Genomic DNA, 25,642 nt, shown 5'->3' on the forward strand with positions numbered 1-25,642 from the left:
GAGTGAATTCCGGCGCCTCCGAGATGGCGCCGACGCCAGCAGGCGCGATGCCGCTGGACCGCTGAAGGGGAGATTCCTTGCAGACCACGCTGCTCGGCCTGGCGATCGCATTCATCCTGGCGCTGGTGGCTGCTCTGGTCGGGCCGTTCTTCATCGACTGGAGCCAGTTCCGCCCGCAGTTTGAAGCGGAGGCGACGCGCATTGTTGGCGCGCCCGTGCGAGTGGTCGGCGCGCTCGATGCGCGGCTGCTGCCGGCGCCCTCGCTGCAGTTGCACGGCGTCACCATCGGCGGCGCCAATGACCTCGGCCGCTTCCGTGCCGACAAGCTGGATGTGGAGTTCAGCCTCGGTTCGCTGCTGCGCGGCGAATGGCGCGCCACCGAACTCACGGTTGGCGGTGCTGCCGTCGATCTCGGCTTGAATGCGCAGGGCCGTCTCGATCTGCCGGCATCGACTGGTCCGTTCAATCTCGGCGCGCTCGCCATCGATCGGCTGAATGTCACCGGCCGCCTCAATCTGCATGACGCAGCGAGCCGCTCCACGATCGAACTCAGCGACATCGCCTTCAGTGGTGATGTTCGTTCATTGGCGGCTGGCGCCATGCGCGGAGACGGCAATTTCACCCGCGTTGGTACGCGCACCCCATTCCGCATTTCGTCGGGCCAGACCAGCGATGGGAATGGCACGCGGCTCCGCCTTGTCATCGATGGCAATGAGAAGGCACCGGGCATCGATCTCGACGGCATCCTGAGTTTCGACAATCGTGCCCCGAGCTTCGATGGCGCCATGACGATTGCCCGCGGGGCAAGCGGCAAGGCCGATGTCGGTCTTGCGAGTGCGCCGTGGCGCATCGTCAGCAAGGTGAAGGCCGACCCGTCACAGGCTTTGATTGAAAGCGTGGATGTGAGTTACGGCACCGACGATGGCGGGCTGAAACTGTCGGGCGTCGCCGATCTCCGTTTCGGTGCATCGCCGTTGTTGCATGCGGTACTGTCAGCCAAACAGCTCGATGCGGATCGGCTATTGGCGAAGCAGGACGCTGGCGGCGACAGTGCCACCCCGATCGCCGCGCTGCGGAGGCTGACGGCGATTGTCCCTCAACTCCCGCTGCGGACGCAGATCGAAATCGGTGCCGAGCAGATCATGCTTGGCGGCCGGCCGGTACTGAATATCGGTGCCGACCTCCATGGCGATGCCAAATCATGGGTTGTCGAACGGCTCGAATTCCGCGCGCCTGGGGCGACGCGCGTCGTCGCGAGCGGCGCGCCGCAAAACGGCGCCGCCGGCGGCTTTGCGGGCGCATTCAGTATCGACTCTGCCGATCCCGATCTCCTCGCCGGCTGGCTGAAAGGGCGCAGCGATGTCCGTCTCGGCGATCAGAAGCCACTGCGCATTCGTGGCAATTTCATCTCGAATGCGGACCGTGTGTCGCTCGACGGCTTGAAGGCGGACATCGATGGCGGAACGCTGGAGGGCCGGGTGTCGTTCGCCTATCCGTCCGGCTCCGCTGGATCGCGGATCGAAGCCGAACTCAAGGCCGATCGTCTGGATCTCGATGCAGGCACCGCGCTCGTGCGCTCACTCGGCGGATCGCAGACCGAATGGCCCGAGGCCGGAAAGTTATCTCTCGATATCGGTCGCGCGACGTCGTCCGGTCAGGAGATGCGTCCTTTTGCGGCGCAACTCGCTTATGGCCCCCGAACGATTGCCATTGAGCGGCTCAGGATCGGCGAGGCCACTGGCGTCATGCTCGACGGCAGCGGCGCCTTCGATCGCAACGAGGCGACCGGTCAATTCGCCTTGAATGCGAGCGCGCCGTCCCTTGCTCAGATCGGCAGGATCGTTGCGCCCTTCGCGCCAGCGGTGGCGAACAGGATCGGCGCCCTGCCGGCCACGCCTGGCGCCGCAAAATTGAAGCTCGCGCTGGATCTCAGCCGGCCGCAGGTGAATTCGGATCGCGGTGACGCACGTATCGCGCTCGATATCGATGCGCCGCAGGTCAAGGCTGCGCTGACCGTCGCCACATCGCCGACGGTTGCTGCGTTGCGTGGAATCGATGCCGATGTGCTGTCACGCAGCGAGCTGTCGCTGCAGGCCAAAGCGACAGGGCAGGGAACGACACTGCTTGCACTGCTCGGCCTGAACGGCATGCTCGCCGCTGGCGATGCGGCCTTGTCCCTCGAGGCCGATGCCAGCGGAGCATGGCGTGCGCCGATGCAGATCAAGGCGAAACTCTCCGGCAATGATGTCGATGCTGATGTGCAAGGAAGTGCCGAGCTCTGGGCACCCACGCCGAAGGCCGCGCTGACATTGTCGGTCCGCAAGGCTAATGCTGCGCCGCTGTTGAATCTCAAGCCGACCGATGCATCCGCAAAAGCAAGCCTGTCGTCGCGATTGTCGCTGAATGGCGACAAGCTCGCGCTCGACGATATCGACGGCATCGTCGCCGGCTCGCGGATGCGTGGGCGTCTGGCACTGACGCTCGGAACGGAAAAGTCTATCGATGGTCAGCTCGGCACCGATAATATCGAACTGGCTCCCGCGTTCGGCTGGATCATCGGCGCGCGCGGGCATGAGGCGGGCGAGCCGCTCGGCAGCGGCCTTCTGCAGGGCTGGCGCGGCCAGCTCGCCTTTCAAGCCTTGAGCGCGACGCTGCCCGGAGGCTCCGAATTGCGGCCGGTGAGCGGCACGATCAAAAGCGATGGCCGCTCTCTGACCGTGGATGCCATCAAGGGCAAGCTCGGCGGCGGCGATGTCGTGGCCGATATCGATCTCAAACCCACTGCCGTCAGCGGTTACGCGTTGAGTGCACGCGTCGACGTGTCCGGTGCAGACGGCACGGCGCTGCGTTATCGCGGATTGTCGATGCCGGCCGGAAAGACGTCGCTGAAACTTGGCGTCGCGTCGCAAGGCCGCAGCGCATCGGCGCTGGAAGGGGCGGTGTCGGGCAATGGGCTTGTGACCGTGGATGGCCTGCGCATCGCCGGTCTCGATCCGCGCGTCTTCGACGCTGCGATCCGTGCCAGCGATTCTGGCCAGGCGACCGATGATGCAAAGCTGAAGCAGATCATCGAGCCGGTGCTGGCGAAGGGCGAATTCGCGATGTCCTCGGCGCAGATTCCGTTCGATATCAAGGATGGCCGTCTCCGCGTCAGTGCCACCACGCTGGAGGCCGAAGGCGCGCGGGCCATCGTATCCGGTGGCTACGACATCGTCGCCGATCAGGCTGATATCCGTGCGAGTCTGTCGGGAGCCGTCGCGGGCGGCTCCAGCGCGCGCCCGGAAATCCAGCTGTTTCTGGTAGGACCACCCGACAGGCTGGATCGCAGCATCGACATCGCGTCGTTGTCGTCATGGCTTGCGGTGCGGGCCATCGATCGCGAGACGCGTCGGCTCGATTTGCTGGAGCGCGGCGCTTCACAATCGCCTGCGCCACTTCCGGCAGCCATCCCGCCGCCAAGTGCGGTCCAGCCGCGCGAGGCGCCGTCAGGCGATATGCCGACGTCATCGTCGCCGACATCGCCGGATATTCCGTTGCCGCGACGATCCCCGCCACGCGCAACAGCTCCGCGGCAGGTGATCGCGCCGCCGGCGATGCCACCTGTCGTCAGCGTCGCGCCGTTGCCGGCGCCGATCGAAGTGCGCCCCGCGCCGGGTTCCACGCGTGTGCAACCCAAGCCACGGCTATCGCCGCCGATGGTGCTCACGCCACCTGCAGCAATGCCGCCGGTCAGGCCGGCATTTTGACGATTGGGAAACGGTGCCTGCGGCGTGATCCGCCCGAGCGGACATGCGATCGACAGCAGTGACACGCACCACTGTCGATTTAAGGGTCAGGCAGAGAGATTCGGGGTGCTTTCGGAACCACGCTGCGGCGGTGCAGCACGAGTCCGGAAATAATCGAGCACGAACAGCCGAATCGCCGATGACAGGTTGCCCTGCTGACGATTGGTGTCGATTTCGCCCACGAGTTCCGAAAGCGTCATGTCGCGGAGATTGGAGATCTCCTTCATGCCGTTCCAGAACGCCTCTTCGAGGCTCACGCTGGTTTTATGTCCAGCAACGACGATCGATCTCTTAACTACGGGCGACTTCATGATGCGCTCTCGCCATCGATTTTGTGCTGGTCAAGCATGGTGTTCGCACGGGCAGTGCGCTGCTCCTCTAAAATACGGTCGGATTTAGTGCGCCCGAAACTGGCGCGGTTGATTTCTGCTTGTCTGGAAGCTTCTTCGCGCACTGCGCGCTTTCTGAAGCGATTCAGATTGATCAGGTCACCCATGATCGCTCCCGTCGTTCAATGAAATGATGGAGCGTGAAACGCGGACGTCACCGTCGTGCAGAGATACGTGGCGAGAACGAAATCGGTTTCGCGATCCATCCAAAAAATTCACTCCAATCGCCAAACAGAAAAAGAAACAATTCAATTCGGACAATCCAACTTAGACAATCGAACTCAATTGCGGTCGAAAATTCGGCCGGACTTACCAATCCGACTTGATGAGCTCACTCGCCGAGTTGACTCATCAAGTCGCCTTCGCAGTATCGCAGCACTGGCCAGAAACGAAAGTCAGCTCGTTCTAACCAAATAGGCGGTATGAACTATAACTATTTCGTCTTTGAGATATTCTCAACAAGCTGTGAGTAAAAAAAATTGACCCAACAGCGAGGATCTTATCCGGGCTGTATCATTTTGACCGGCTGAACGAGACGATCGAACTCATTCGTATCAATAAGACCCAGTCGCACGGCTTCTTCTTTCAGGGTCGTGCCATTCTTATGAGCGGCTTTCGCAACATTGGCGGCGTTGTCATAGCCGATCTTCGGTGCGAGCGCGGTCACCAGCATCAGCGAGCGTTCCATCAACTCGCGGATACGCTTCTCATCAGCGCGAATGCCATCGACACAGTGCTCTGTGAAGGATCGCGCAACGTCTGCGATCAATTGGATGGACTGCATCATACAATGCGCCATCACAGGCTTATACACGTTGAGCTCGAAATGACCTTGGCTGCCGGCAACCGTGATGGCGGTGTGGTTACCAAATACCTGACAGCATACCATTGTCATTGCTTCACATTGTGTCGGATTCACCTTGCCCGGCATGATCGATGAGCCCGGCTCGTTTTCGGGCAGAATGAGCTCGCCGAGTCCCGAACGCGGGCCGGAGCCGAGCAGCCTGATGTCGTTTGCAATCTTGAATAGCCCTGTTGCGACGGAGTTTATCGATCCGTGTACTGAGACGTAAGCGTCATTCGAGGCGAGTGCCTCGAATTTGTTAGCTGCGCTGGTGAAGGGCAACTTTGTGATCTTCTGCACATTCTTCGCGAAGAGTTTGGCGAAGCCCGGCTTCGAGTTGAGGCCGGTGCCGACCGCCGTTCCGCCCTGAGCGAGCGGATGAAGCTCCTTCACGCCGTGACGAAGCCGCGCGATCCCGCTTTCGACCTGCGATGCATAGCCCGAAAATTCCTGACCGAGCGTCAGCGGCGTCGCGTCCTGCGTATGCGTGCGTCCGATCTTCACGATCTTTGCGAAGGCTTTCTCTTTCTTGCGCAGCGCAACAAGCAATTCACTCAGGGCCGGGATGAGGTCGTGGGTGATTCCCTGAGTGGCTGCGATGTGCATCGCAGTCGGAAACGAGTCGTTTGACGACTGGCTCATATTGACGTGATCGTTCGGATGCACCGGCTTCTTCGCACCGCGCTCGCCGCCAAGCAGTTCGTTGGCGCGGTTGGCGATCACCTCATTGAGGTTCATGTTGGTTTGCGTGCCGGATCCGGTCTGCCAGACCACGAGCGGGAAATGATCGTCGAGCTTGCCGTCGATCACCTCGCCTGCGGCCTGGACGATGGCCTTGGCGAGTTTCGGCGGCAGCAGGCCGAGCTCGCGATTGGTCTCCGCCGCGGCAAGCTTGACCAGGGCAAGGGCATGCACGATCGGCATCGGCATGCGGTCATGGCCGATGCGAAAATTCTGCCGCGAGCGCTCCGTCTGCGCGCCCCAATAGCGGTCGGCGGCGACCTCGATGGGCCCGAAGCTGTCGGTTTCGGTGCGGGTGGATGCGGCGGAGGTTTTCTTCGACGATTTTGCCATGATGGATGTCCTGCATTGCTGCATCAGCGGACGCAGCGCAAAAAGAAAAGGGCCGCATTGCTGCGGCCCTTTCACTGTACACGCTCTCGCGCTTATTTCTTTCGGAAGCGGTCTAAACGGACGACCTCTGCACCTTCGCCGGGCTTCGGCGCTTCACCCTCGGCAGGCGCTTCAGGCGGCGCAGGCGGGGAGGCGAGCGCTTCGGCCGGCGTCGTTGCCGGTGGCGTGCCTGCGGCCGGCGTTTCGGCGGCAGCCTCGGTTTCGAAGCTCAGGCCGAACTGCACGGACGGGTCATAGAAGCTCTTGATCGACGCGAACGGCACGACCAGGCGCTCGGGAATTCCGTTGAACGACAAGCCGACTTCGAACCGGTCTTCGGTGACCGTGAGATCCCAGAACTGGTGCTGCAGGATCACCGTCATCTCTTCCGGATATTGCGCCAAGAGGCGCGGCGACAGCTTCACGCCGTCCGCCTTGGAGATGAAGGTGATGAAGAAATGATGCTCGCCCGGCAGGCCGTGCTCGGCTGCATCGATCAGCACCTTGCGCAGCACGCCGCGGAGGGCGTCACGGGCCAGCACGTCGTATCGAATATGATCGGTCGGCATCGTTCGGCCCCGTCGCTTTCGTCTAGGTAGAGGATGTATCGGCAATTGTGGCGATGTCGGGAAGCCGACTCGCGCCATCTTTCCCACTTCATACGCCGGCATGCACCCGAGGTCAGCAATCTTCAAGGCCGACAGCCGGGCGGACGACTGCACTCTATATAGAAGAGTGGTGGGTCGCGAAACAGAGCGGAGGCCTCATGGCCGCATATCGGCGCAAAAAACCACGTAAAATCGTTTGGCGCAGCCGTCTCTGCGGCTTAAACCGGCGCCATGCCCGCCTCGCCGCCGCCACTCATGGCTGAAAGCACCGGATCTGCAACCCAGGCGCCCGTCGGGCTGGGCGTGCTGTTCGTTGCCTTTGCGAAAATGTCACTGGCCGGCTTTGGCGGTGTGCTGGTCTGGGCACGCCGGGCGATCGTCGAGCAGCACCACTGGATGACGGCGGAGGAATTCAATGAAACCTTCGCGCTTTGCCATTTCCTGCCCGGACCCAACATCGTCAATCTCTCGGTCGTGTTCGGAGCCCGCATCCGTGGCATCCCCGGTGCTGTCGCTGCATTCGCCGGGCTGCTCGGGCCGCCGGTCCTGATCGTCACGATCCTTGCCATTCTATATGGACGCTATGGCGATATGGAATCGCTGCGCCGCACACTTGCTGGCGTCTCCTGCGTTGCAGTCGGATTGTTGTTCGCGGTTATCGCGCGGATGATGTTGCCGATCCTGAAAAAACGCGAGCCACTCAGCCTGTTGATGATGCTGGCTGTGTTTGTCGCCGTTGGCTTGATGCGTTGGCCGTTGCCGACGGTGCTACTGGTCTCCATTCCGGTCAGCATTCTGCTCACCATAATGATGCGACGCTGGAGCAGGGCGTGAACCAGACTGGTATCGGTACGCTCTGGACAATCGCCTGGACCTTCGGGCTGATGTCCTTATTCGCTGTCGGCGGCGCAAATTCAGCGATTCCGGAGATTCACCGCATTGCGGTAGACGTCAATCACTGGCTCACGGACAAGCAGTTCGCCGATGTCTTTGCGATCTCGCAGCTCTCGCCGGGCCCCAATGTTCTGATCGTTACGCTGATCGGATACCAGGTTGCCGGTGTTCTCGGGGCTTTAGTTGCGACCCTATCCATGTGCGGGCCGACTGCAGTTGTCGCCTATTATATAAGCCGTTTACTCGCACGCTCGACGCACGCGACATGGCCAGGAATTGTGCAGGCGGCACTTGTCCCATTATCCATTGGTCTAATGTGCGCGAGTGGCCTCATCGTCATGAATTCCGCAGACACTTCTATAGTAGCGTATTCCGTCACCGCGGTTGCAGCCGTTCTGGCCTTTGCAACGCGGCTCAACCCGCTATGGTTGTTAGTTGGCGGCGGATTACTTGGTTTCGCTGGCATTCTCTGACGAAAATGGCTAGGCAAGTTCGACCACGGGGCCTGGGCGGGCTCTGAACGACGTTGGGCTATGATAAGCTCGTGACTAGAGGGACGTACAATGAGTGATGCGCCGAGCCACGCGCCGGAGAAATCAATCTTGCCAAGCTGGGTCAAAGGCCCGCAGGACTTTATCGGCGGCCTCGCCCTGGTGGCGATTGCTGCATTTGCGTTGTGGGCATCGAGTGATCTGCAAGGCATGCATGGCTTCTCGTTCGGTGCAGGTACCGCGCCACGGATGTTCGGCATTCTGTTGCTCGGTCTCGGCGCTGCCGTGATGTTCGTCGGCGTCTTCACCGAAGGCCCCGGACTTCAGAAATTTCACTGGCGCGGTCCGGTCTTCGTCATGATCGCGATCGTCTCGTTCGCGCTCTGCATTCGCCCGATGGGCATGATCTTCTCGGCGATGTCGAGCTTCCTGATCGCAGCGCTCGGTTCGACAGAGACGAAGTGGGTTGAGACGGCCATCGTCGGCGCCTGCCTGACGACGTTCTGCGCCTTGCTATTCCCGTACGCGCTGGGTCTGCCGCTGCAGATGTGGCCGACTTTCCTGATGCGTTGAGGACGAGGGCGTTATGGGCGATCTTTTTTCCAATCTCGGTCTCGGCTTCGCGACTGTCTTCCAATTCGTACAGTGGTCTCCCGCATGGCTTGGCGGTTTGAGCATCCCGCTGCCGATGAACATTCTGCTGTGTCTGATCGGTGCGCTGGTCGGCACGCTGGTCGGTGTTCTGCCGGGCATCGGCACCATTGCCACCGTGGCAATGCTGCTGCCGATCACCTTCGGTCTGCCGCCGGTCGGCGCGCTGATCATGCTCGCCGGCATCTATTACGGTGCGCAATATGGTGGCTCGACCACGTCGATCCTGGTCAACATTCCCGGTGAAGCCGGCTCGGTCGTCACCGCGCTCGACGGCTTCCAGATGGCAAAGCAGGGCCGTGCAGGTCCGGCCCTCGCGATTGCGGCCATCGGCTCGTTCTTCGCGGGCTGCGTTGCCACCGTTCTGATCGCCGTGCTCGGCGCGCCGCTCACCAAGCTGGCGCTCGCCTTCGGTCCAGCCGAATACTTCTCGCTGATGGTGCTCGGCCTGATCTTTGCCGTCGTGCTTGCCAAAGGCTCGGTGCTGAAGGCGATCGCGATGATCGTGTTCGGTCTGCTGCTGTCGATGGTCGGCTCGGACATCGAGACCGGTGCGTCGCGCATGTCGTTCAACATCCCCGAACTCGCTGACGGCCTCGGCTTTGCCACTGTCGCGATGGGTCTGTTCGGCTTTGCGGAAATCATCCGCAACCTCGATGCGGGCAGCGAAGAAGACCGCCAGCTGGTCCAGAACAAGGTCACTGGCTTGATGCCGACCAAGAAGGACTTGCAGGACTCGTCGATGCCGATCCTGCGTGGCACCGTGCTTGGTTCGATCCTCGGCATTCTGCCGGGCGGCGGCGCGGTCATCGCGTCGTTTGCGGCCTACACGCTCGAAAAGAAGCTCTCGAAGAACCCGAAGAAGTTCGGCCGTGGTGCGATCGAAGGCGTTGCGGCGCCGGAAAGCGCCAACAATGCTGCGGCGCAAACTTCGTTCATCCCGCTGCTCACCCTCGGCATTCCGCCGAATGCGGTGATGGCGCTGATGGTCGGCGCGATGACCATTCACGGCATCGTGCCCGGTCCGCAGGTGATGCAGAAGCAACCCGAACTCGTCTGGGGCATGATTGCCTCGATGTGGGTCGGCAACCTGATGCTGCTTGTCATCAATCTGCCGATGGTCGGCATCTGGGTGCGTCTGCTCCGCGTGCCGTATCGCCTGATGTTCCCCTCGATCGTGGTGTTCTGCAGCATCGGCATCTATTCGGTGAACAACGCGCCGATGGACGTCGTGCTTGCCGGCATCTTCGGTCTGATCGGCTACTGGCTGATCAAGCACGACTTCGAGCCGGCCCCGCTGCTGCTCGGCATGGTGCTCGGCCCGCTGATGGAAGAGAACCTGCGTCGCGCACTGCTGATCTCGCGCGGTGATGCGACGGTGTTCTTCACCCGTCCGCTGTCGGCCACCTTGATGGCGATCTCGGCCTTCCTGCTGATCCTCGCGGTGCTTCCGTCATTGCGAAAGAAGCGCGACGAGGTCTTCGTCGAGTCCGAGAGCTAGCGGTCTTAACTACAATACTGCGTCACTCCGCCGCGGCCCGAAGTCGAATGGACTTCGGGCCGTTGCTTTGTATGAGTGCCGCATGACACGTCATAATGGCGCAAAAACTTTGGTCTGGGAGGCAATAAGATGAAGTCATTTAAGAACATGCTTGCGATAGGTGGCCTGGCGACGCTCGCCAGCATCGGCACCATTTCGACGAAGGCGCAGGCACAGGACTATCCCACCCGTCCCATCACCATGATCGTGCCGTTCGCGGCCGGTGGCCCGACCGACGTCATCGCACGCATCGTCGCGTCCGACATGTCGAAGACGCTAGGCCAGCAGATCATCATCGAGAACGTGGTCGGCGCCGGCGGCACCACGGGCGCGACCCGCGCTGCCAAGGCCGCCAATGACGGCTACACCATCATCACCGGTCACATGGGCACCCATGCCGCCGCCGTGCCGCTGTATCCGAAGCTTGCCTATCATCCGGAGAAGGATTTCGAGCCGGTTGCGTTGCTCGCCGGCACGCCGATCCTCATCCTGTCCAAGAAGGATTTTGCGCCGAAGGATCTCAAGGAATTCGTCACCTATGTGAAGGCGAATAACGAGAAGCTGAACATGGCCCATGCCGGCGTCGGCTCGGTGTCCTATTCGTCGTGCGAATTGCTCTCGTCGGTGCTCGACATCAAGCCGATCGGCGTGCCGTTCAACGGCACCGGTCCTGCGATGAACGCGCTGGTCGGCGGCCAGGTCGATTACATGTGCGACCAGATCGTCAATGCCGTTCCGCAGATCAAGGGCGGCACCATCAAGGCCTATGCCATCGCGACCCCGGAGCGTAATCCGTCGCTGCCGGACGTCCCGACCACCAACGAAGCCGGTCTGCCGAAGTACCAGGCCTCGGCCTGGAACGCGATCTTCGCGCCCAAGGGCACGCCCGCCGCGATCACCGCCAAGCTGAACGCCGCCGCCGCCAAGGCGCTCGACGACGAGAACGTTAAGAAGCGCCTGCTCGATCTCGGCTCCGACATTCCGAAGCCGGAAGGCCGGACCCAGGCCGCCCTCGGCAAGCTGGTGAAGGACGAAGTCGTCAAATGGTCGGCGGTGCTGAAGCCCGCCCAGTAAGCGGGAACCGGCGGAACCTGTAGGGTGGGCAAAGCGGAGCGTGCCCACCATCAAAGATCTGGGGTGCGAGGTGATGGGCACGGCGCAAGAGCGCCTTTGCCCATCCTACAGACCGATTGCAGGGCCGGATCCGCGAGGATCCGGCCTTGTCGTTTGCGGGGAGGGATCCCAGATTTCCGGGTATAATCCGGGAATCGGCATGTCCCGGTTGCGACCGGAGCGATAAGTTCGCCGGCTCACAGCCACAAGATCGATCATGAACCAGTATCACGACCTGCTCGAACGCATCCTCAGCCATGGTGTGGAGAAACACGACCGCACCGGCACCGGCACGCTGTCCGTGTTCGGCCACCAGACGCGCTTCAAGCTCAGCGACGGCTTCCCCGTCCTGACCACCAAGAAGCTGTCGCTGAAGGCGATCATCCACGAGCTGCTCTGGTTCCTGGCGGGCGACACCAACATCAAATATCTCAAGGATCACGGCGTCTCGATCTGGGACGAATGGGCAGACGAGAATGGCGACCTCGGTCCGGTCTATGGATCGCAATGGCGCTCATGGCCGGCGCCGGATGGCCGCAGCATCGATCAGATCGCCAATGTGATCGACATGATCAAGCGCAACCCGGACTCGCGCCGGCTGATCGTGTCGGCCTGGAATCCGGCCGAGATCGAGAAGATGGCGCTGCCGCCGTGCCACTGCCTGTTTCAGTTCTATGTCGCCAATGGCAAGCTATCGTGCCAGTTGTATCAGCGGTCCGCGGACGTCTTTCTGGGCGTGCCTTTCAATATCGCGTCCTACGCGCTGCTCACCATGATGATCGCGCAAGTGACGGGCCTCAAGCCCGGCGATTTCGTGCACACGCTCGGCGACGCGCATCTCTACTCCAATCATCTGGAGCAGGCGCGCCTGCAGCTGACGCGCGAGACGCGCAAGCTGCCGGTGATGAAGATCAATCCGGACGTGACGGACATCTTCGCGTTCCGGTATGAGGACTTCACGCTCGAAGGCTACGATCCGCATCCGCATATCAAGGCCGAGGTCGCGGTGTAACCGTGAAGGTCCTTCCTGAGATCGTCCTCGTCTACGCCGTCGCCGAGAACGGTGTCATCGGTCACGACAACACCATTCCGTGGCGGCTGAAATCGGACATGCAGCGCTTCAAGGCGCTGACCATCGGCAAGCCCATCGTCATGGGCCGTAAAACCTTCGAGTCCTTTCCGCGGAGGCCTCTGCCGGGCCGCACCAATATCGTGATCACGCGCAATGCCGGTTACACGGCGGATGGCGCCGTTGTCGCGACATCGCTCGACGCGGCGCGTGCGATCGCCATCGGCGATGCCCTGCGGCGTTCCGTCGGCGAGATCGCCATCATCGGCGGTGCCGAAATCTATGCCCAATGGATGCCTTTTGCGGATCGCCTCGAAGTCACCGAGGTCCATGCAAGCCCCGCGGGCGATACCACTCTGCCGCCGGTCGATCTCACCGCATGGGAAGAAACGGCGCGCGTCCGGCACCCTGCGGCGGGCGAGGACAGCGTCGATTTCTCCTATGTGACATATTGCCGGATCGCGCCGCGTTAACCGTCTTTTCCGCCCGTTAACATTGAAAAACAGGGCGTTGCGCTTAGCTCCCAAGGTCTAGCGCCCCGCGTTGTAAGAGCAGGGGCCGTCCCCTATAAAGCCATGCAGAGATGGCGAGACCGGTATGTCCGGCCGCGCAGAGGAGAGTTTGAATGTCGTGGAAGAATCAAGGCGGAGGCCCCTGGGGTCCCGGCCCGAAAGGACCCTGGGGATCGGGTCCGCAATCGTCCGGACCGAGGCCGCCTGATCTTGAGGATCTTCTGCGCAAAGGGCAGGACCGCTTGCAGTCGATGTTGCCTGGCGGCTTCGTCAGCGGCATGGGTATCTTCCTCATCCTCGTGGTGGCCATCGCCATCTGGGGCCTGTCCGGCTTCTTCCGCGTGCAGTCCGAAGAGCTCGGCGTCGTGCTGCGGTTCGGCAAGCATGTCCGCACCGTTCAGCCTGGTCTGAACTATCACCTGCCTTATCCGATCGAGACCGTGCTGCTGCCGAAGGCGCTGCGCGTGTCGACGCTGTCGGTCGGCATGTCGATCCTCGAAGACACCGGTCGCCGTGGCCGCACCATGCGCGACGTGCCGGAAGAGAGCCTGATGCTCACCGGCGACGAGAACATCGTCGATGTGGATTTCACCGTGCTCTGGCGCATCAAGCCGGATGGCGTGGGCAACTTCCTGTTCAACATCCAGAATCCGGAAGGCACCGTGAAGGCTGTCGCCGAGAGCGTGATGCGTGAAGTGGTGGGTCGCGCCAATATCCAGCCGATCCTCACCGGCGCACGCACCGTGACCGAAACCCAGGTGCAGGAACTGATGCAGAAGACGCTCGACGGCTATGGCGCCGGCGTGCTGATCCAGCAGGTGCAGCTGCAGAAGGTCGATCCGCCTGCCCAGGTCATCGACGCCTTCCGCGACGTGCAGGCGGCGCAGGCCGACGCCCAGCGTCTGCAGAACGAAGCCCAGACCTATACCAACCGCGTCGTGCCGGATTCACGCGGTCGTGCCGCGCAGATCCTGCAGGTCGCCGAAGGTTATCGCGAACAGGCGATCGCCGAGGCCAAGGGCCAGAGCGCGCGCTTCCTGAAGGTCTATGAAGAGTACAAGAAGGCACCGGACGTGACCCGTCAGCGTCTCTATCTCGAAACCATGGAAAAGATCCTTCATGGCGCCGAGAAGCTGATCAGCGATCCCGGCTCGGGCGCGGGCTCGCAGGGTGTCGTGCCTTATCTTCCCTTGAACGAACTGACGCCGCGACGTCAGCCACCGGCGACATCTGGTCAGCCTCAGCAGAGTGGGGTCGCCCGATGAAATCCGGTATCTCAGGTATCGTCGCACTGATCGTCGTATTGGTGCTCGTCATCCTTGGTTTCGGCTCGCTCTATACGGTGCGCCAGACCGAGCAGGCCCTCGTGGTTCGCCTCGGTGAGCCCGTGCGCGTGGTCACCGAGCCCGGCCTGAACTTCAAGGTGCCGTTCATCGACAGCGTCATCTCGATCGACAAGCGCATTCTCGATCTCGAGAACCCTGCGCAGGAACTCATCGCCAACGACCAGCGTCGTCTGGTGGTGGATGCCTTCGCGCGCTACAAGATCAAGAACGCACTGCGCTTCTATCAGAGCATCGGCTCCATCCAGGCCGCCAACATCCAGCTGACGACGCTGTTGAACGCGGCCATGCGCCGTGTGCTCGGCGAGGTCACGTTCATCCAGATCGTTCGCGACGACCGCGAAGGCCTGATGAACAAGATCCGCGACCAGCTCGACAAGGAAGCGGACGGCTACGGTATTCAGGTTGTCGACGTCCGTATCCGGCGTGCTGACCTGCCTGATGCCAACAGCCAGGCGGTCTATCAGCGCATGCAGACCGAACGTCAGCGTGAAGCCGCCGAGTTCCGCGCACAGGGCGGCCAGAAGGCGCAGGAAATCCGCTCCAAGGCGGATCGTGAGGCGACGGTCATCATCGCCGATGCCAATTCGACGGCCGAACAGATCCGCGGTGCCGGCGACGGCGAGCGTAACCGTCTGTTCGCCGAAGCCTATGGCCAGGATGCGGAGTTCTTCGCCTTCTACCGCTCGATGACGGCCTATGAGAACGGATTGAAGCAGGGTGACACCCGTTACCTGCTGCGGCCGGATTCGGAGTTCTTCCGCTTCTTCGCCAATCCGTCGGGCAAGCCGCTTGCTGCGAAACCATAAAGGCGGGTCGCGCAACGCAAATGGCCTATCCGTTTTGCGTTCGCGGCAAGTCTGATCTAAGGATGAGGCGCATCGTCACACGATGCGCCTCATTTGCTTTTCAGAAGACTGCGCCAAGAAACGTCAGGGTGCGAAAGTTCGGGAGTTGATACCGGTGGGGTCCATAGCGCTGACCGACTTCCTCATCGGCCTGGGGATTCTGCTCGTCTTCGAGGGTATCCTGTTCCTTGGCTTTCCCGGCTGGATGCGCCGCGCCATGAAAAGCGCACTGGCCTCTCCGGACAGCGTATTGCGGCTGGCCGGCATCATTTCCGCAGTCGGTGGCCTGCTCCTGATCTGGTTTATCCGGCGCTAGCAGCGGCCTGTCTAAAAGCGCAGTACGATCAAGATGATCGCAGCCGGCCTATCCGTATTCCGCCGCAATCTGCAGCTCAAATAACCTGACCGAGACCGCTGCTCCGAGGTTCCGCCGAGGCTTGCGCAATCGCGTGGTTCGGGCGCACTCTGCATGCAAATCGCCGACTCTCGTCAGGAGACGTTACCCCTATGTCCATCGTCACCTCCGCTCTCACGTCCTCGCGCCGCCTGCGCAATTTCGGCCTGCGTCCGCTCGTTGCGGCAATCGCGGTCGGTGCGCTGGTCGGCGCTTCGCTGCCGGCCGCCGCGCGTGGCCCGGATGGCATCGCCGATGTCGCCGAGAAGGTGATTGATTCCGTGGTCAACATCTCGACCTCTTCGACGGTGGAAGCGAAGAACAGCGGCGAGGGTGGCAATCGCGGTGCAATGCCGCAACTGCCGCCGGGCTCGCAATTCGAGGAGTTCTTTGAGGACTTCTTCAAGAATCGTGGCGGCCGCGGTGGTGGCGAGAAGGGCGGCGGAGGCATGCAGCCGCGCAAGACCAATTCGCTCGGCTCCGGCTTCATCATCGATTCCTCGGGCCTCGCGGTGACCAATAATCACGTCATCGACGGTGCCGACGAGATCAACGTCATCATGAATGACGGCACCAAGATCAAGGCTGAGCTGGTCGGCGTCGACAAGAAGACCGACCTGGCGCTACTGAAATTCACGCCCGTCAAGCCGGTCGTCGCCGTCAAATTCGGCGACAGCGACAAGCTGCGTCTCGGCGAATGGGTGATCGCCATCGGCAATCCGTTCTCGCTCGGCGGCAGCGTCACGGCCGGCATCGTCTCGGCGCGCAACCGCGACATCAATAACGGCCCGTATGACAGCTACATCCAGACCGACGCCTCGATCAATCGCGGCAATTCCGGTGGCCCGCTGTTCAACCTCGATGGCGAAGTGGTCGGCGTCAACACGCTGATCATCTCGCCCACCGGCGGCTCCATCGGCCTCGGCTTCGCCGTGCCGTCGAAGACCGTGGCGGGCGTCATCGACCAGCTGCGTGAGTACAAGGAAGTACGCCGCGGCTGGCTCGGCGTGCGCATCCAGCCGGTCACCGACGAGATCGCCGAAAGCCTCAACATCAAGCCCGCCCGCGGCGCGCTGATTGCCGGCATCGACGACAAGGGCCCGGCCAAGCCGGCGGGCCTCGAGACCGGCGACGTGGTCGTCAAGTTCGACGGCAAGGACGTCAAGGAGCCGAAGGACCTGTCGCGCGCCGTGGCCGCCAGCCCGGTGGGCAAGGCCGTGGATGTGCTGATCATCCGCAAGGGCAAGGAAGAGACCAAGAAGGTCACCCTCGGCCGTCTGGAAGATGACAAGCCGGTTCAGGCCTCGTTGAAGGCCGCACCGGAAGCCGAGAAGCCGGCCACGCAGAAGGCGCTCGGCCTCGATCTCACGGGGCTCAGCAAGGAGCTGCGCACCAAGTACAAGATCAAGGACAGCGTGAAGGGCGTCGTCGTCACCGGAGTCGACAAGGGCTCCGACGCCGCCGAGAAGCGCCTCTCGGCTGGTGACGTCATTGTGGAAGTCGCGCAGGAAGCGGTCACCAATGCGGCCGATGTCAGCAAGCGCATCGATGCCGTAAAGAAGGACGGCAAGAAGTCGGTATTGCTGCTGGTGTCGAATGCCGAAGGCGAGTTGCGGTTTGTGGCGCTGAGCTTGCAGTAAGATCCCGCGCTCTGTCTGTCATCCCTGCGAAAGCAGGGATCCAGTAGACACTGCCGAATTGGTTCTATCACTGACGCCGGTGTCTCCTGCATCGCCCGGTCAAGCCGGGCGATGCAGGAAGTCGAAGTCAGCTCACAAACTCACTTCGCTTGTACCCCTGCGCATAGAGCAGCGCACTGAGATCGCCGAAATCGATCCGTCCATGCGCCGCTGCAGCCACTGCGGGCTTGGCGTGGAAAGCAACCCCAAGCCCCGCATCCCCGATCATCGCGAGATCATTGGCGCCATCGCCGACCGCCATCGTATCGAGATGGTCGAGATCAAACGACTCCCGCAGCTCCACCAGCGTCGCCAGCTTCGCCGCCTTGCCGAGGATCGGCTCGGCCACCGTCCCGGTCAGCTTCCCGTCCTTCACATGTAGCTCGTTGGCGCGGTTCTCCTGGAAGCCGACCAGCTCCGCCACCTTCGCGGTGAACAGCGTAAAGCCGCCGGAGACGAGGCACGTGTAAGCGCCGTGTGCGCGCATGGTCTGCACCAGTTCGCGGCCACCCGGCGTCAGCGTGATGCGCTCGGCCAGCGTCTCGTCGACCACGGTGATGGGAAGATCCTTCAGCAGCGCCACGCGCTCGCGCAGGGCCGGCTCGAATTCGATCTCGCCGCGCATGGCGCGTTCGGTGATCGCGGCCACATGGGCCTTCAGCCCGGCGAAGTCGGCGAGTTCGTCGATGCACTCCTGGCCGATCATGGTGGAATCCATGTCGGCGAGAAAAAGCTTCTTGCGTCGATCGAGAACAGGCTGCACCACCACGTCGATCGGCATGTCGCCCCGCGCGGCGCGCAGGCGGTCGGCGAAAGCGAGCTGGTCGGTGGTGCTGTTGTTGTCGGCGGCAAACAGGATGTCGGCGGCGACGCCGTCGCTCAGCCAGTGCAGTTCGGTATCGCCCGGCAGGATCGCGCGCAGACCGTCGAGCACCGTGCTATCGAGAGCGGGATCGGCGGGGTTGCAGATCAGGGTAGCGACGAGAGACATGACGTGAGTTCCAGGCCGGATAACAGAGCGCTGCTTATCGCAGGGCCGACCGCGAGCGGCAAGTCGGCGCTGGCGCTGGCCGTGGCGCGCGCGCAGGATGGCGTGGTCATCAATACCGACAGCATGCAGGTCTATCGCGATCTCCGCGTGCTCACCGCCCGGCCGACGCCGGACGAGGAGGCCATGGCCCCGCATCGCCTCTATGGCACGGTGGATGCAGCCGTGAATTTCTCCGCCGGCGCCTGGGTCGATGCCGCGCGCGACGTGCTCGCTGAGGTGCGGGCGCAGGGGAGGCTGCCGATCTTCATCGGCGGCTCCGGCCTCTATTTCAAGGCGCTGACCCGCGGCCTCTCCGCCGTGCCACCGGTGCCCGACGCCGTGCGCGACGATGTCCGCGCGCGGCTTGAGCGCCACGGCCCGGAAGCACTGCATGCAGAGCTCGCGGTACGTGATCCGGTCTCCGCCGCCAGGCTCAACCTGCGCGACCGCACCCGCATTGCGCGTGCGCTGGAAGTGATCGAGGCCACCGGCCGTGCCCTGACCGACTGGCACAGCGACGCGCTGCCGCCGCTGCTGCCGCCCTACGGCACCACCGCCATCTTCCTCGCGCCGGACCGCGACGAACTCTATGCCCGCATCGATGCACGTTTCGTGCGGATGCTGGACGAGGGGGCGCTGGGGGAGGTCGAAGCGCTCGCAGCGCGTGGCCTTGATCCGCTGCTGCCGGCGATGAAGGCGCATGGCGTGCCGGCGCTGGTCAGGTATCAGCGCGGCGAGATCTCGCGCGAAGAGGCCTGCGCCATCGGGCAGGCGGACACCCGTCACTACGCCAAGCGGCAATTCACCTGGTTTCGACACCAATTGCCGGAATTTGAATGGATGACGCCGGAGGAGGCCAAGGCGAAAATCCATACTCCACCCTCATCCTGAGGAGCGCGCATTTGCGCGCGTCTCGAAGGATGGCGGCAGGGCGCTGAGCCCGGCCATCTCATGGTTCGAGACGGCGCTACGCGCCTCCTCACCATGGGGGGTGAGCTTGTGCGCATATCAGCCCCTCTTATCTTTCCTCTCGCCGAGCGCCCCGGACCCGGCTAGCCTTTGGTCTCACGCGCGAACCGGCCGGGATGCCTTGACTTCCCGTTTTTGCCCGCTATGGTCCGCGCAAGTTTCGAGATCAAACGACCAAGTCATGCGCAATAAAGTTACAAATCTCCTTATTATCGTGGTACCCTGGCGCATCGCCGGGGGTAGCTGACGGCTACCCACGATCCGAGCGGTGCGCACAGGGGTCCTCAACGGGCCCTTTTTTATTGCCTGAACCACATCACGAACCAGACCTCATCGACCAAAGCGCCCAGCGCGCATCCGGAGCCGACCATGAGTGACTCAAAGCCCCACGATCCCAACCAGATGACCGGCGCCGCCATGATCGTGCGCGCGCTCGCGGATCACGGCGTCAAGCATCTGTTCGGCTATCCCGGCGGCGCCGTGCTGCCGATCTATGACGAGATCTATCAGCAGGAGGAGGTCCAGCACATCCTGGTCCGCCACGAGCAGGGCGCCGGCCACGCCGCCGAAGGCTATGCCCGCTCCACCGGTTTGCCCGGCGTCGTGCTGGTCACTTCTGGTCCCGGCGCCACCAACATGGTGACGCCGCTGGCCGATGCGCTGATGGATTCCATCCCGCTGGTCTGCATCACCGGCCAGGTGCCGACCCATCTGATCGGCAATGATGCGTTCCAGGAATGCGACACCGTCGGCATCACGCGGCCCTGCACCAAGCACAACTGGCTGGTCCGCGACGTCAACGATCTCGCCAAGGTGCTGCATGAGGCCTTCTATGTCGCCACCACCGGCCGTCCGGGCCCGGTCGTCGTCGACGTGCCGAAGGATGTGCAGTTCGCCACCGGCACCTATCATCCGCCGCGCAAGTCGGACGTCCACGTCTCCTATGCACCGCGCGTGAAGGGTGATGCTCAGGCGATCCGCAAGGCTGTCTCCATGCTGGCCGGTGCCAAGCGCCCGGTGATCTATTCGGGAGGCGGCGTCATCAATGCTGGCACGGCAGCGTCGAAACTGCTGCGCGAACTGGTCGAGGTCACCGGCTTCCCAATCACCTCGACGCTGATGGGCCTTGGTGCCTATCCGGCCTCCGGTCCGAACTGGCTCGGCATGCTGGGCATGCACGGCACCTACGAAGCCAACATGGCGATGCATGACTGCGACGTCATGCTGTGCGTCGGCGCGCGTTTCGACGACCGTATCACCGGCCGCACCGATGCGTTCTCGCCGAACTCGAAGAAGATCCACATCGATATCGATCCGTCCTCGATCAACAAGAACATCCGCGTCGATGTGCCGATCATCGGCGATTGCGCCAATGTGCTGGGCGACATCCTGCAGGTGTTCAAGGCCGAAGCGAAGAAGCCGGCGATCGATCCGTGGTGGTTCGAGATCAACCGCTGGCGCGCGCGCAATTCACTGGCCTACAAGGCCAACAATGATGTGATCCTGCCGCAGTTCGCGATCCAGCGCCTGTACGAGAACACGAAGCATCTCGACACCTACATCACCACCGAAGTCGGCCAGCACCAAATGTGGGCGGCGCAGTTCTATGGTTTCGAGGAGCCGCATCGCTGGATGACGTCCGGCGGCCTTGGCACCATGGGCTATGGCCTGCCGGCCGCACTCGGCGTGCAGGTCGCGCACCCGAATTCGCTGGTCATCGATATCGGCGGTGATGCGTCGGTGCAGATGACGATGCAGGAAATGTCGGCGGCGGTTCAGCACGAGCTGCCGATCAAGATCTTCATCCTGAACAACCAGTATATGGGCATGGTGCGGCAGTGGCAGCAGCTGCTGCACGGCAACCGCCTGTCGCATTCCTATTCGGAAGCGCTGCCGGATTTCGTCAAGCTGGCAGAAGCCTATGGCGGCGTCGGCCTGCAGTGCACGAAGCCCGGCGATCTCGACGGGGCGATCGAGGAGATGATCAAGGTGAAGAAGCCGGTGCTGTTCGATTGCCGCGTGGCCAATCTGGAAAACTGCTTCCCGATGATCCCGTCGGGCAAGGCGCACAACGAAATGCTGCTGCCGCTGGAAGCCAATGACGAAGCCACGGCTGCAGCCTTCGCCGGCGGCAAGGCGCTGGTGTGATGGATTGAGAACGAGCCTCACACTCACTGTCATCGCCCGGCTTGACCGGGCGATCCAGTAAACACCAGCGTCAGTGATGGAGCTGCATGGCCGGTGTTTACTGGACCCCCGCTTTCGCGGGGATCCAGCAAGAGTGCAGGGCGCCGACAAGGATTTTCCGGCGCAAGCCGACCAAGACTTCGACAGGAAATGACAATGGAACAGCCAGCCTCCGCCTATTTCATCGAAGAGCGTCACGATCCCAACGAGACGCACACGCTCTCGGTACTGGTCGCCAACGAGCCCGGCGTGCTCGCGCGCGTCATCGGCCTGTTCTCCGGCCGCGGCTACAACATCGAGAGCCTCACGGTATCGGAGACCGAAGCGCAGAAACATGTCTCGCGCATCACCATCGTCACCACCGGCACGCCGATGGTCATCACCCAGATCAAGCACCAGCTCGATCGCATGATCCCGGTGCATCGCGTGGTCGACATGACGCTGACCGGCCGCTCCATCGAGCGCGAGCTCGCGATGGTGAAGCTGCGCGGCATCGGCGAACATCGCGTCGAGGCTCTGCGCCTCGCCGAAGCCTTCCGCGCCCGCGTCATCGATGCGTCCATCGAAAGCTTCGTGTTCGAGATCACCGGTTCGTCGTCCAAGATCAACGCCTTCATCGAACTGATGCGCCCGCTCGGCCTGGTCGAAATCTCGCGCACCGGCGTGGCGGCGATCACCCGCGGCGCGGAGGGGATGTAACTGGACGGGAGGGGTGTTGGGATATACATTGTATATCCCAACAAGGAGCGGACCGATGAAAGTCAAAGTCGCCCAATGGGGCAACAGCCTTGGTGTCCGGCTGCCGAAAGCGGCGGCGGAAAGCGCTGGCGTGACGGCGGGAAGCGAGCTTGAACTGACCGTCGAGGGCAGCGGGTTTCGCCTGCGCACCGCCAGAAAAACGCCCAAGCAATTGCTCGACGAGATGCTGTCGGAAATCGAACGTCTTGGGCTGACGTCCGAGACTGTCGAATGGGGCCCTGACGTCGGCTCAGAAATCATCGACGATGATTATTCGCGCGGTCTGATCGTCGAGGGGGCTGACGGCACGCCCGTGCGGGTCGGTGACGCTGGATCAAAGCGCAAGGCTGGAAAGAGCGATGGCCGTGCAAGACGTCGGTGACATCGCCTGGGTCGAATTCCATCCGGTGCTCGGGACGGAGCAGGGCGGGCGGCGGCCGGCTCTGATCCTGACGTCGCGTCGCTATCACGAGATATGCGGCCGCGCTGTTGTCTGTCCGATTACATCGAACGCCGGCCCATGGTCGTTCAACGTGCCGCTGCCAACAGGTATCAAGACCAAAGGTGTCGTTCAGGTCGATCAGATACGCACGGTCGAACGGGCCGCTCGGGTCTTTCGCAAGATCGATACGGTGCCGGATACTTTTGTCGATGAGATACGGATGACGCTTGCCGCGCTTCTCGGCTTTGATTTCTCCGTTCTCTCTGGCGACGCCGACCGTGCCAAGCCTGCATAGCTACCATTCATGAAACCTTTCGACATCTTCCTGGCGATCGCAGTCGCCGTGATCTGGGGCGTTGGCTTTGTGCTGACCCGGATGGCGGTCGATGAGATGTCATCGACGCTGCTCACCACGCTGCGTTTCGGCATCACGGCGCTGCCATGTCTGCTGCTGCCGAGGCCGAAACTGTCGTGGCAGATTGTCGTCGCGACGAGCTGGCTGCTGGTGGCGCAGTTTCTGGCGCAGACCTATGGCATGGCGCATGGCGTGCCGGCGGGGCTGACCTCGGTGATCGTGCAAAGCCAGGCACTGTTCACGGTGGGGGCTGCTGCGCTGTTCCTGCGCGAATTGCCGACACGGCAGCAGGTCGCAGGCATCGTCATCGCCATGGGCGGCCTGATGATGATCTGTTTCACCGTCGGTTATGACTTCAGCGTGTTTCCGTTCATGGTGCTGATGACGGCGCCGATCAGCTTTGCGTTTTCCAATCTGCTGCTGCGCCGCGCGCAGGGCGTGCCGATGCTCGACCTGTTTTCCTGGATCAGCCTTGTTGCGCTTGCGCCGCTGCTGGTGGTTCTGTTCACTGTCGATGGCGCCAGCACAACCTGGCACGCGCTGACCCATGCATCGTTGCAGGCCATGGCCTGCGTGCTGTTCCTTGCGGTCGTCGGCACCACGCTCGGTTACTGGATCTGGGGTCGGCTGCTGCGGGACTACTCCGCCGCGCAAGTGGTGCCTTTCGCATTGCTGGTGCCGTTCATCGGCGCTGCGGCCTCCAGCCTCACATTCGGCGAGACATTCGGTCCGCTGCGCCTCGCGGGCATGATCGTGGTGGTGCTCGGGATTGCCGTGATGTTGCTGTCGCGCCGTCCGCCCGTGTTGCGCGAGGTGGCGTGATGGAATTGTCACCGCATCTGTTCTGGGCGTTTCTCATCTTCGCGGTGGTGATGTTCTTCACCCCCGGGCCGAACAACATCATGCTGCTCGCCTCCGGACTCAATTTCGGCTTCCGCCGCACGCTGCCGCATGTGGCCGGCGTCACGTTTGGTTATGCCTTCATGATCGGCGTCACCGGGCTCGGCCTCGGCGCGGTGTTCGCGTCACTGCCGTGGCTGCAGACGGCGTTGAAATATGCCGGCGCCGCCTATCTGGTCTATCTCGCTTATGCGATCGCACGCTCCGGCCCGCCGGAGCCGGGGGAGGCGGAGCGGCGGCGGCCGATGACCTTTATCGGTGCGGCGCTGTTTCAGTGGGTCAATGCCAAGGGCTGGGTGATGGCCATCAGTATCATCACGGCCTATGCGGCCATCGCCACCTATCCCGGCAACGTCGCTTTGCAGGTCGCGGTGTCGCTGTGCATTGGCGCGCTGTCGTCAGTGGCCTGGGTGCTGTGCGGCACCGCGCTGCAACCATTGGTGAAATCGCCGCGTGCGGTGCGCATTTTCAACGTCACCATGGCAATTTTATTGCTCGCTTCGCTCTATCCCGTGCTGGCTGAGATATGAGCACGAATTCGCCAGCAAAATCACCGTTGCGGGCTTGTCTCGCAGCAATCGCCGCCCTAGAAACCGGCGGCATTTCATGGTCATTGGCCAGCCGGCAGTGACCTTTCGACCGGGCGCTTGAAATAAAGTTGCCGAACAGAGGAACGACCCATGCGTGTTTATTATGATCGCGACGCCGACCTGAACCTGATCAAGGGCAAGAAGGTCGTCATCGTCGGCTACGGCAGCCAGGGCCATGCCCACGCGCTGAACCTGAAGGACAGCGGCGTCAAGGACGTTGTGATCGCGCTCCGCAAGGGCTCGGCCTCGGCCAAGAAGGCGGAAGCCGCCGGCTTCAAGGTGATGGAAGTCGCCGACGCCGCGAAGTGGGCCGACCTGGTCATGATGCTGACCCCGGACGAATTGCAGGGCGACATCTATCGCGAGCACCTGCATGACAACATGAAGAACGGCGCAGCGCTTGTCTTCGCCCACGGCCTCAACGTGCATTTCAACCTGCTCGATCCGCGCGAAGACCTCGACGTGCTGATGATCGCGCCGAAGGGCCCCGGCCACACGGTGCGTTCGGAATATCAGCGCGGCGGCGGCGTGCCCTGCCTGATCGCGATCCACAAGGACGTCTCGGGCAACGCCCATGACCTCGGCCTGAGCTACGCCTCGGCCGTCGGTGGTGGCCGCGCCGGCATCATCGAAACCTCGTTCAAGGAAGAGTGCGAAACCGATCTGTTCGGCGAGCAGGTCGTTCTCTGCGGCGGCACCGTCGAGCTCATCCGCGCCGGCTTCGAGACGCTGGTGGAAGCCGGCTACGCGCCGGAAATGGCTTACTTCGAGTGCCTGCATGAACTGAAGCTGATCGTCGACCTGATCTATGAAGGCGGCATCGCCAACATGAACTACTCGATCTCGAACACCGCGGAATACGGCGAATACGTCACCGGTCCGCGCATCGTCACCTCGGAGACCAAGGCCGAGATGAAGCGCGTGCTCACCGACATTCAGTCCGGCAAGTTCGCCCGCGACTGGATGCTGGAAAACAAGGTCAACCAGGCCTCGTTCAAGGCGACCCGCGCCCGCGCTGCCGCGCATCCGATCGAGGAAGTGGGCGGCAAGCTCCGTGACATGATGCCGTGGATCAAGGAAAAGGCGCTGGTCGACAAGACCAAGAACTAAGCGCTACGTTCATCGTCGTTACCAACGGGACCGCGGCAACGCGGTCCC

General features: G+C 62.4%; 25 protein-coding genes. 20 read left to right on the top strand and 5 right to left on the bottom strand.

Going from position 1 to position 25,642, the window contains the following annotated elements; all coding sequences use genetic code 11:
* Window positions 1-77 precede the first annotated feature (77 nt).
* Window positions 78-3,746, top strand: a complete 3,669-nt coding sequence (locus AC1RQ5_RS11245) for an AsmA family protein (protein WP_493198963.1) — start codon at window positions 78-80, stop codon at window positions 3,744-3,746.
* Window positions 3,747-3,832: 86 nt separating this feature from the next.
* On the opposite strand, the gene AC1RQ5_RS11250 is transcribed toward AC1RQ5_RS11245, so the two are convergent.
* The 4 genes from AC1RQ5_RS11250 to AC1RQ5_RS11265 form a co-directional block, all read right to left on the bottom strand.
* Window positions 3,833-4,096, bottom strand: a complete 264-nt coding sequence (locus tag AC1RQ5_RS11250; protein WP_398483179.1) for a ribbon-helix-helix domain-containing protein — start codon at window positions 4,094-4,096, stop codon at window positions 3,833-3,835.
* Window positions 4,093-4,281, bottom strand: a complete 189-nt coding sequence (locus AC1RQ5_RS11255; RefSeq protein ID WP_398483177.1) for a DUF4169 family protein — start codon at window positions 4,279-4,281, stop codon at window positions 4,093-4,095. Before AC1RQ5_RS11255 ends, AC1RQ5_RS11250 begins: the two co-directional genes overlap by 4 nt.
* 392 nt (window positions 4,282-4,673) lie before the next feature.
* Window positions 4,674-6,092: a class II fumarate hydratase gene (fumC, locus tag AC1RQ5_RS11260; protein ID WP_493198965.1), complete on the bottom strand. Its 1,419-nt coding sequence runs from the start codon at window positions 6,090-6,092 to the stop codon at window positions 4,674-4,676.
* A 92-nt stretch (window positions 6,093-6,184) separates the two neighbouring features.
* Window positions 6,185-6,700, bottom strand: a complete 516-nt coding sequence (locus tag AC1RQ5_RS11265) for an SspB family protein (RefSeq protein ID WP_398483173.1) — start codon at window positions 6,698-6,700, stop codon at window positions 6,185-6,187.
* Window positions 6,701-6,970: 270 nt separating this feature from the next.
* On the opposite strand from AC1RQ5_RS11265, the gene AC1RQ5_RS11270 reads away from it, so the two are divergent.
* From AC1RQ5_RS11270 to AC1RQ5_RS11320, 11 genes are all read left to right on the top strand, one after another.
* Window positions 6,971-7,573: a chromate transporter gene (locus AC1RQ5_RS11270; protein WP_493198967.1), complete on the top strand. Its 603-nt coding sequence runs from the start codon at window positions 6,971-6,973 to the stop codon at window positions 7,571-7,573.
* Window positions 7,570-8,106 carry a chromate transporter gene (locus AC1RQ5_RS11275; protein WP_398483169.1) on the top strand — a complete coding sequence of 179 codons (537 nt, stop codon included), beginning with the start codon at window positions 7,570-7,572 and terminating at the stop codon, window positions 8,104-8,106. The genes AC1RQ5_RS11270 and AC1RQ5_RS11275 overlap by 4 nt, the downstream gene beginning before the upstream one ends.
* Window positions 8,107-8,196: 90 nt before the next feature.
* Window positions 8,197-8,697 carry a tripartite tricarboxylate transporter TctB family protein gene (locus AC1RQ5_RS11280; RefSeq protein ID WP_398483167.1) on the top strand — a complete coding sequence of 167 codons (501 nt, stop codon included), beginning with the start codon at window positions 8,197-8,199 and terminating at the stop codon, window positions 8,695-8,697.
* A gap of 13 nt (window positions 8,698-8,710) precedes the next feature.
* Complete coding sequence (locus AC1RQ5_RS11285) at window positions 8,711-10,276, top strand: tripartite tricarboxylate transporter permease (RefSeq protein WP_398483165.1); 1,566 nt, start codon at window positions 8,711-8,713, stop codon at window positions 10,274-10,276.
* Between the two features lie 147 nt (window positions 10,277-10,423).
* A complete protein-coding gene (locus AC1RQ5_RS11290; protein WP_493203386.1) occupies window positions 10,424-11,389 on the top strand; it encodes a tripartite tricarboxylate transporter substrate binding protein BugD in 966 nt (321 codons plus the stop codon).
* A gap of 256 nt (window positions 11,390-11,645) precedes the next feature.
* The gene (locus tag AC1RQ5_RS11295; RefSeq protein ID WP_493198970.1) at window positions 11,646-12,440 is read left to right on the top strand and encodes a thymidylate synthase; all 795 of its coding nucleotides are present in this window, start codon (window positions 11,646-11,648) and stop codon (window positions 12,438-12,440) included.
* 2 nt (window positions 12,441-12,442) lie between these two features.
* Window positions 12,443-12,970: a dihydrofolate reductase gene (locus AC1RQ5_RS11300; protein WP_493198972.1), complete on the top strand. Its 528-nt coding sequence runs from the start codon at window positions 12,443-12,445 to the stop codon at window positions 12,968-12,970.
* Window positions 12,971-13,122: 152 nt separating this feature from the next.
* Entirely contained in the window at window positions 13,123-14,274 is a 1,152-nt protein-coding gene (hflK, locus tag AC1RQ5_RS11305; protein ID WP_398484234.1) for an FtsH protease activity modulator HflK, read from the top strand.
* On the top strand, window positions 14,271-15,161 hold the full coding sequence (gene hflC / locus AC1RQ5_RS11310) for a protease modulator HflC (protein ID WP_493198974.1): 891 nt from the start codon (window positions 14,271-14,273) through the stop codon (window positions 15,159-15,161). The genes hflK and hflC overlap by 4 nt, the downstream gene beginning before the upstream one ends.
* Before the next feature lie 154 nt (window positions 15,162-15,315).
* Complete coding sequence (locus AC1RQ5_RS11315) at window positions 15,316-15,516, top strand: DUF2065 domain-containing protein (protein WP_398484230.1); 201 nt, start codon at window positions 15,316-15,318, stop codon at window positions 15,514-15,516.
* A gap of 191 nt (window positions 15,517-15,707) precedes the next feature.
* The gene (locus AC1RQ5_RS11320) at window positions 15,708-17,234 is read left to right on the top strand and encodes a Do family serine endopeptidase (RefSeq protein ID WP_493198976.1); all 1,527 of its coding nucleotides are present in this window, start codon (window positions 15,708-15,710) and stop codon (window positions 17,232-17,234) included.
* Window positions 17,235-17,361: 127 nt separating this feature from the next.
* Here the strand turns inward: AC1RQ5_RS11320 and serB are convergent, their stop codons facing one another.
* The gene (serB, locus tag AC1RQ5_RS11325) at window positions 17,362-18,264 is read right to left on the bottom strand and encodes a phosphoserine phosphatase SerB (protein WP_493198978.1); all 903 of its coding nucleotides are present in this window, start codon (window positions 18,262-18,264) and stop codon (window positions 17,362-17,364) included.
* Window positions 18,265-18,267: 3 nt separating this feature from the next.
* Between serB and miaA the strand changes: the two genes are divergently transcribed.
* The 8 genes from miaA to ilvC all read left to right on the top strand — a co-directional run bounded on the left by miaA (window position 18,268) and on the right by ilvC (window position 25,594).
* Entirely contained in the window at window positions 18,268-19,194 is a 927-nt protein-coding gene (gene miaA / locus AC1RQ5_RS11330) for a tRNA (adenosine(37)-N6)-dimethylallyltransferase MiaA (protein WP_493198980.1), read from the top strand.
* A 447-nt stretch (window positions 19,195-19,641) separates the two neighbouring features.
* Window positions 19,642-21,420 carry an acetolactate synthase 3 large subunit gene (locus AC1RQ5_RS11335; protein ID WP_493198981.1) on the top strand — a complete coding sequence of 593 codons (1,779 nt, stop codon included), beginning with the start codon at window positions 19,642-19,644 and terminating at the stop codon, window positions 21,418-21,420.
* A 195-nt stretch (window positions 21,421-21,615) separates the two neighbouring features.
* A complete protein-coding gene (ilvN, locus tag AC1RQ5_RS11340; protein WP_398478567.1) occupies window positions 21,616-22,158 on the top strand; it encodes an acetolactate synthase small subunit in 543 nt (180 codons plus the stop codon).
* Window positions 22,159-22,213: 55 nt separating this feature from the next.
* Window positions 22,214-22,579: an AbrB/MazE/SpoVT family DNA-binding domain-containing protein gene (locus AC1RQ5_RS11345; RefSeq protein WP_493198983.1), complete on the top strand. Its 366-nt coding sequence runs from the start codon at window positions 22,214-22,216 to the stop codon at window positions 22,577-22,579.
* Complete coding sequence (locus AC1RQ5_RS11350) at window positions 22,557-22,934, top strand: type II toxin-antitoxin system PemK/MazF family toxin (RefSeq protein WP_493198985.1); 378 nt, start codon at window positions 22,557-22,559, stop codon at window positions 22,932-22,934. Before AC1RQ5_RS11345 ends, AC1RQ5_RS11350 begins: the two co-directional genes overlap by 23 nt.
* 9 nt (window positions 22,935-22,943) lie before the next feature.
* Window positions 22,944-23,816, top strand: coding sequence for an EamA family transporter (locus tag AC1RQ5_RS11355; RefSeq protein ID WP_398478560.1), 873 nt, complete (start codon window positions 22,944-22,946; stop codon window positions 23,814-23,816).
* Complete coding sequence (locus AC1RQ5_RS11360) at window positions 23,816-24,424, top strand: LysE family translocator (protein WP_398478558.1); 609 nt, start codon at window positions 23,816-23,818, stop codon at window positions 24,422-24,424. Before AC1RQ5_RS11355 ends, AC1RQ5_RS11360 begins: the two co-directional genes overlap by 1 nt.
* A gap of 150 nt (window positions 24,425-24,574) precedes the next feature.
* The gene (ilvC, locus tag AC1RQ5_RS11365; RefSeq protein ID WP_493198987.1) at window positions 24,575-25,594 is read left to right on the top strand and encodes a ketol-acid reductoisomerase; all 1,020 of its coding nucleotides are present in this window, start codon (window positions 24,575-24,577) and stop codon (window positions 25,592-25,594) included.
* Window positions 25,595-25,642: the final 48 nt, after the last annotated feature.

The organism is Tardiphaga sp. GW821-FHT12E02, assembly GCF_058807155.1.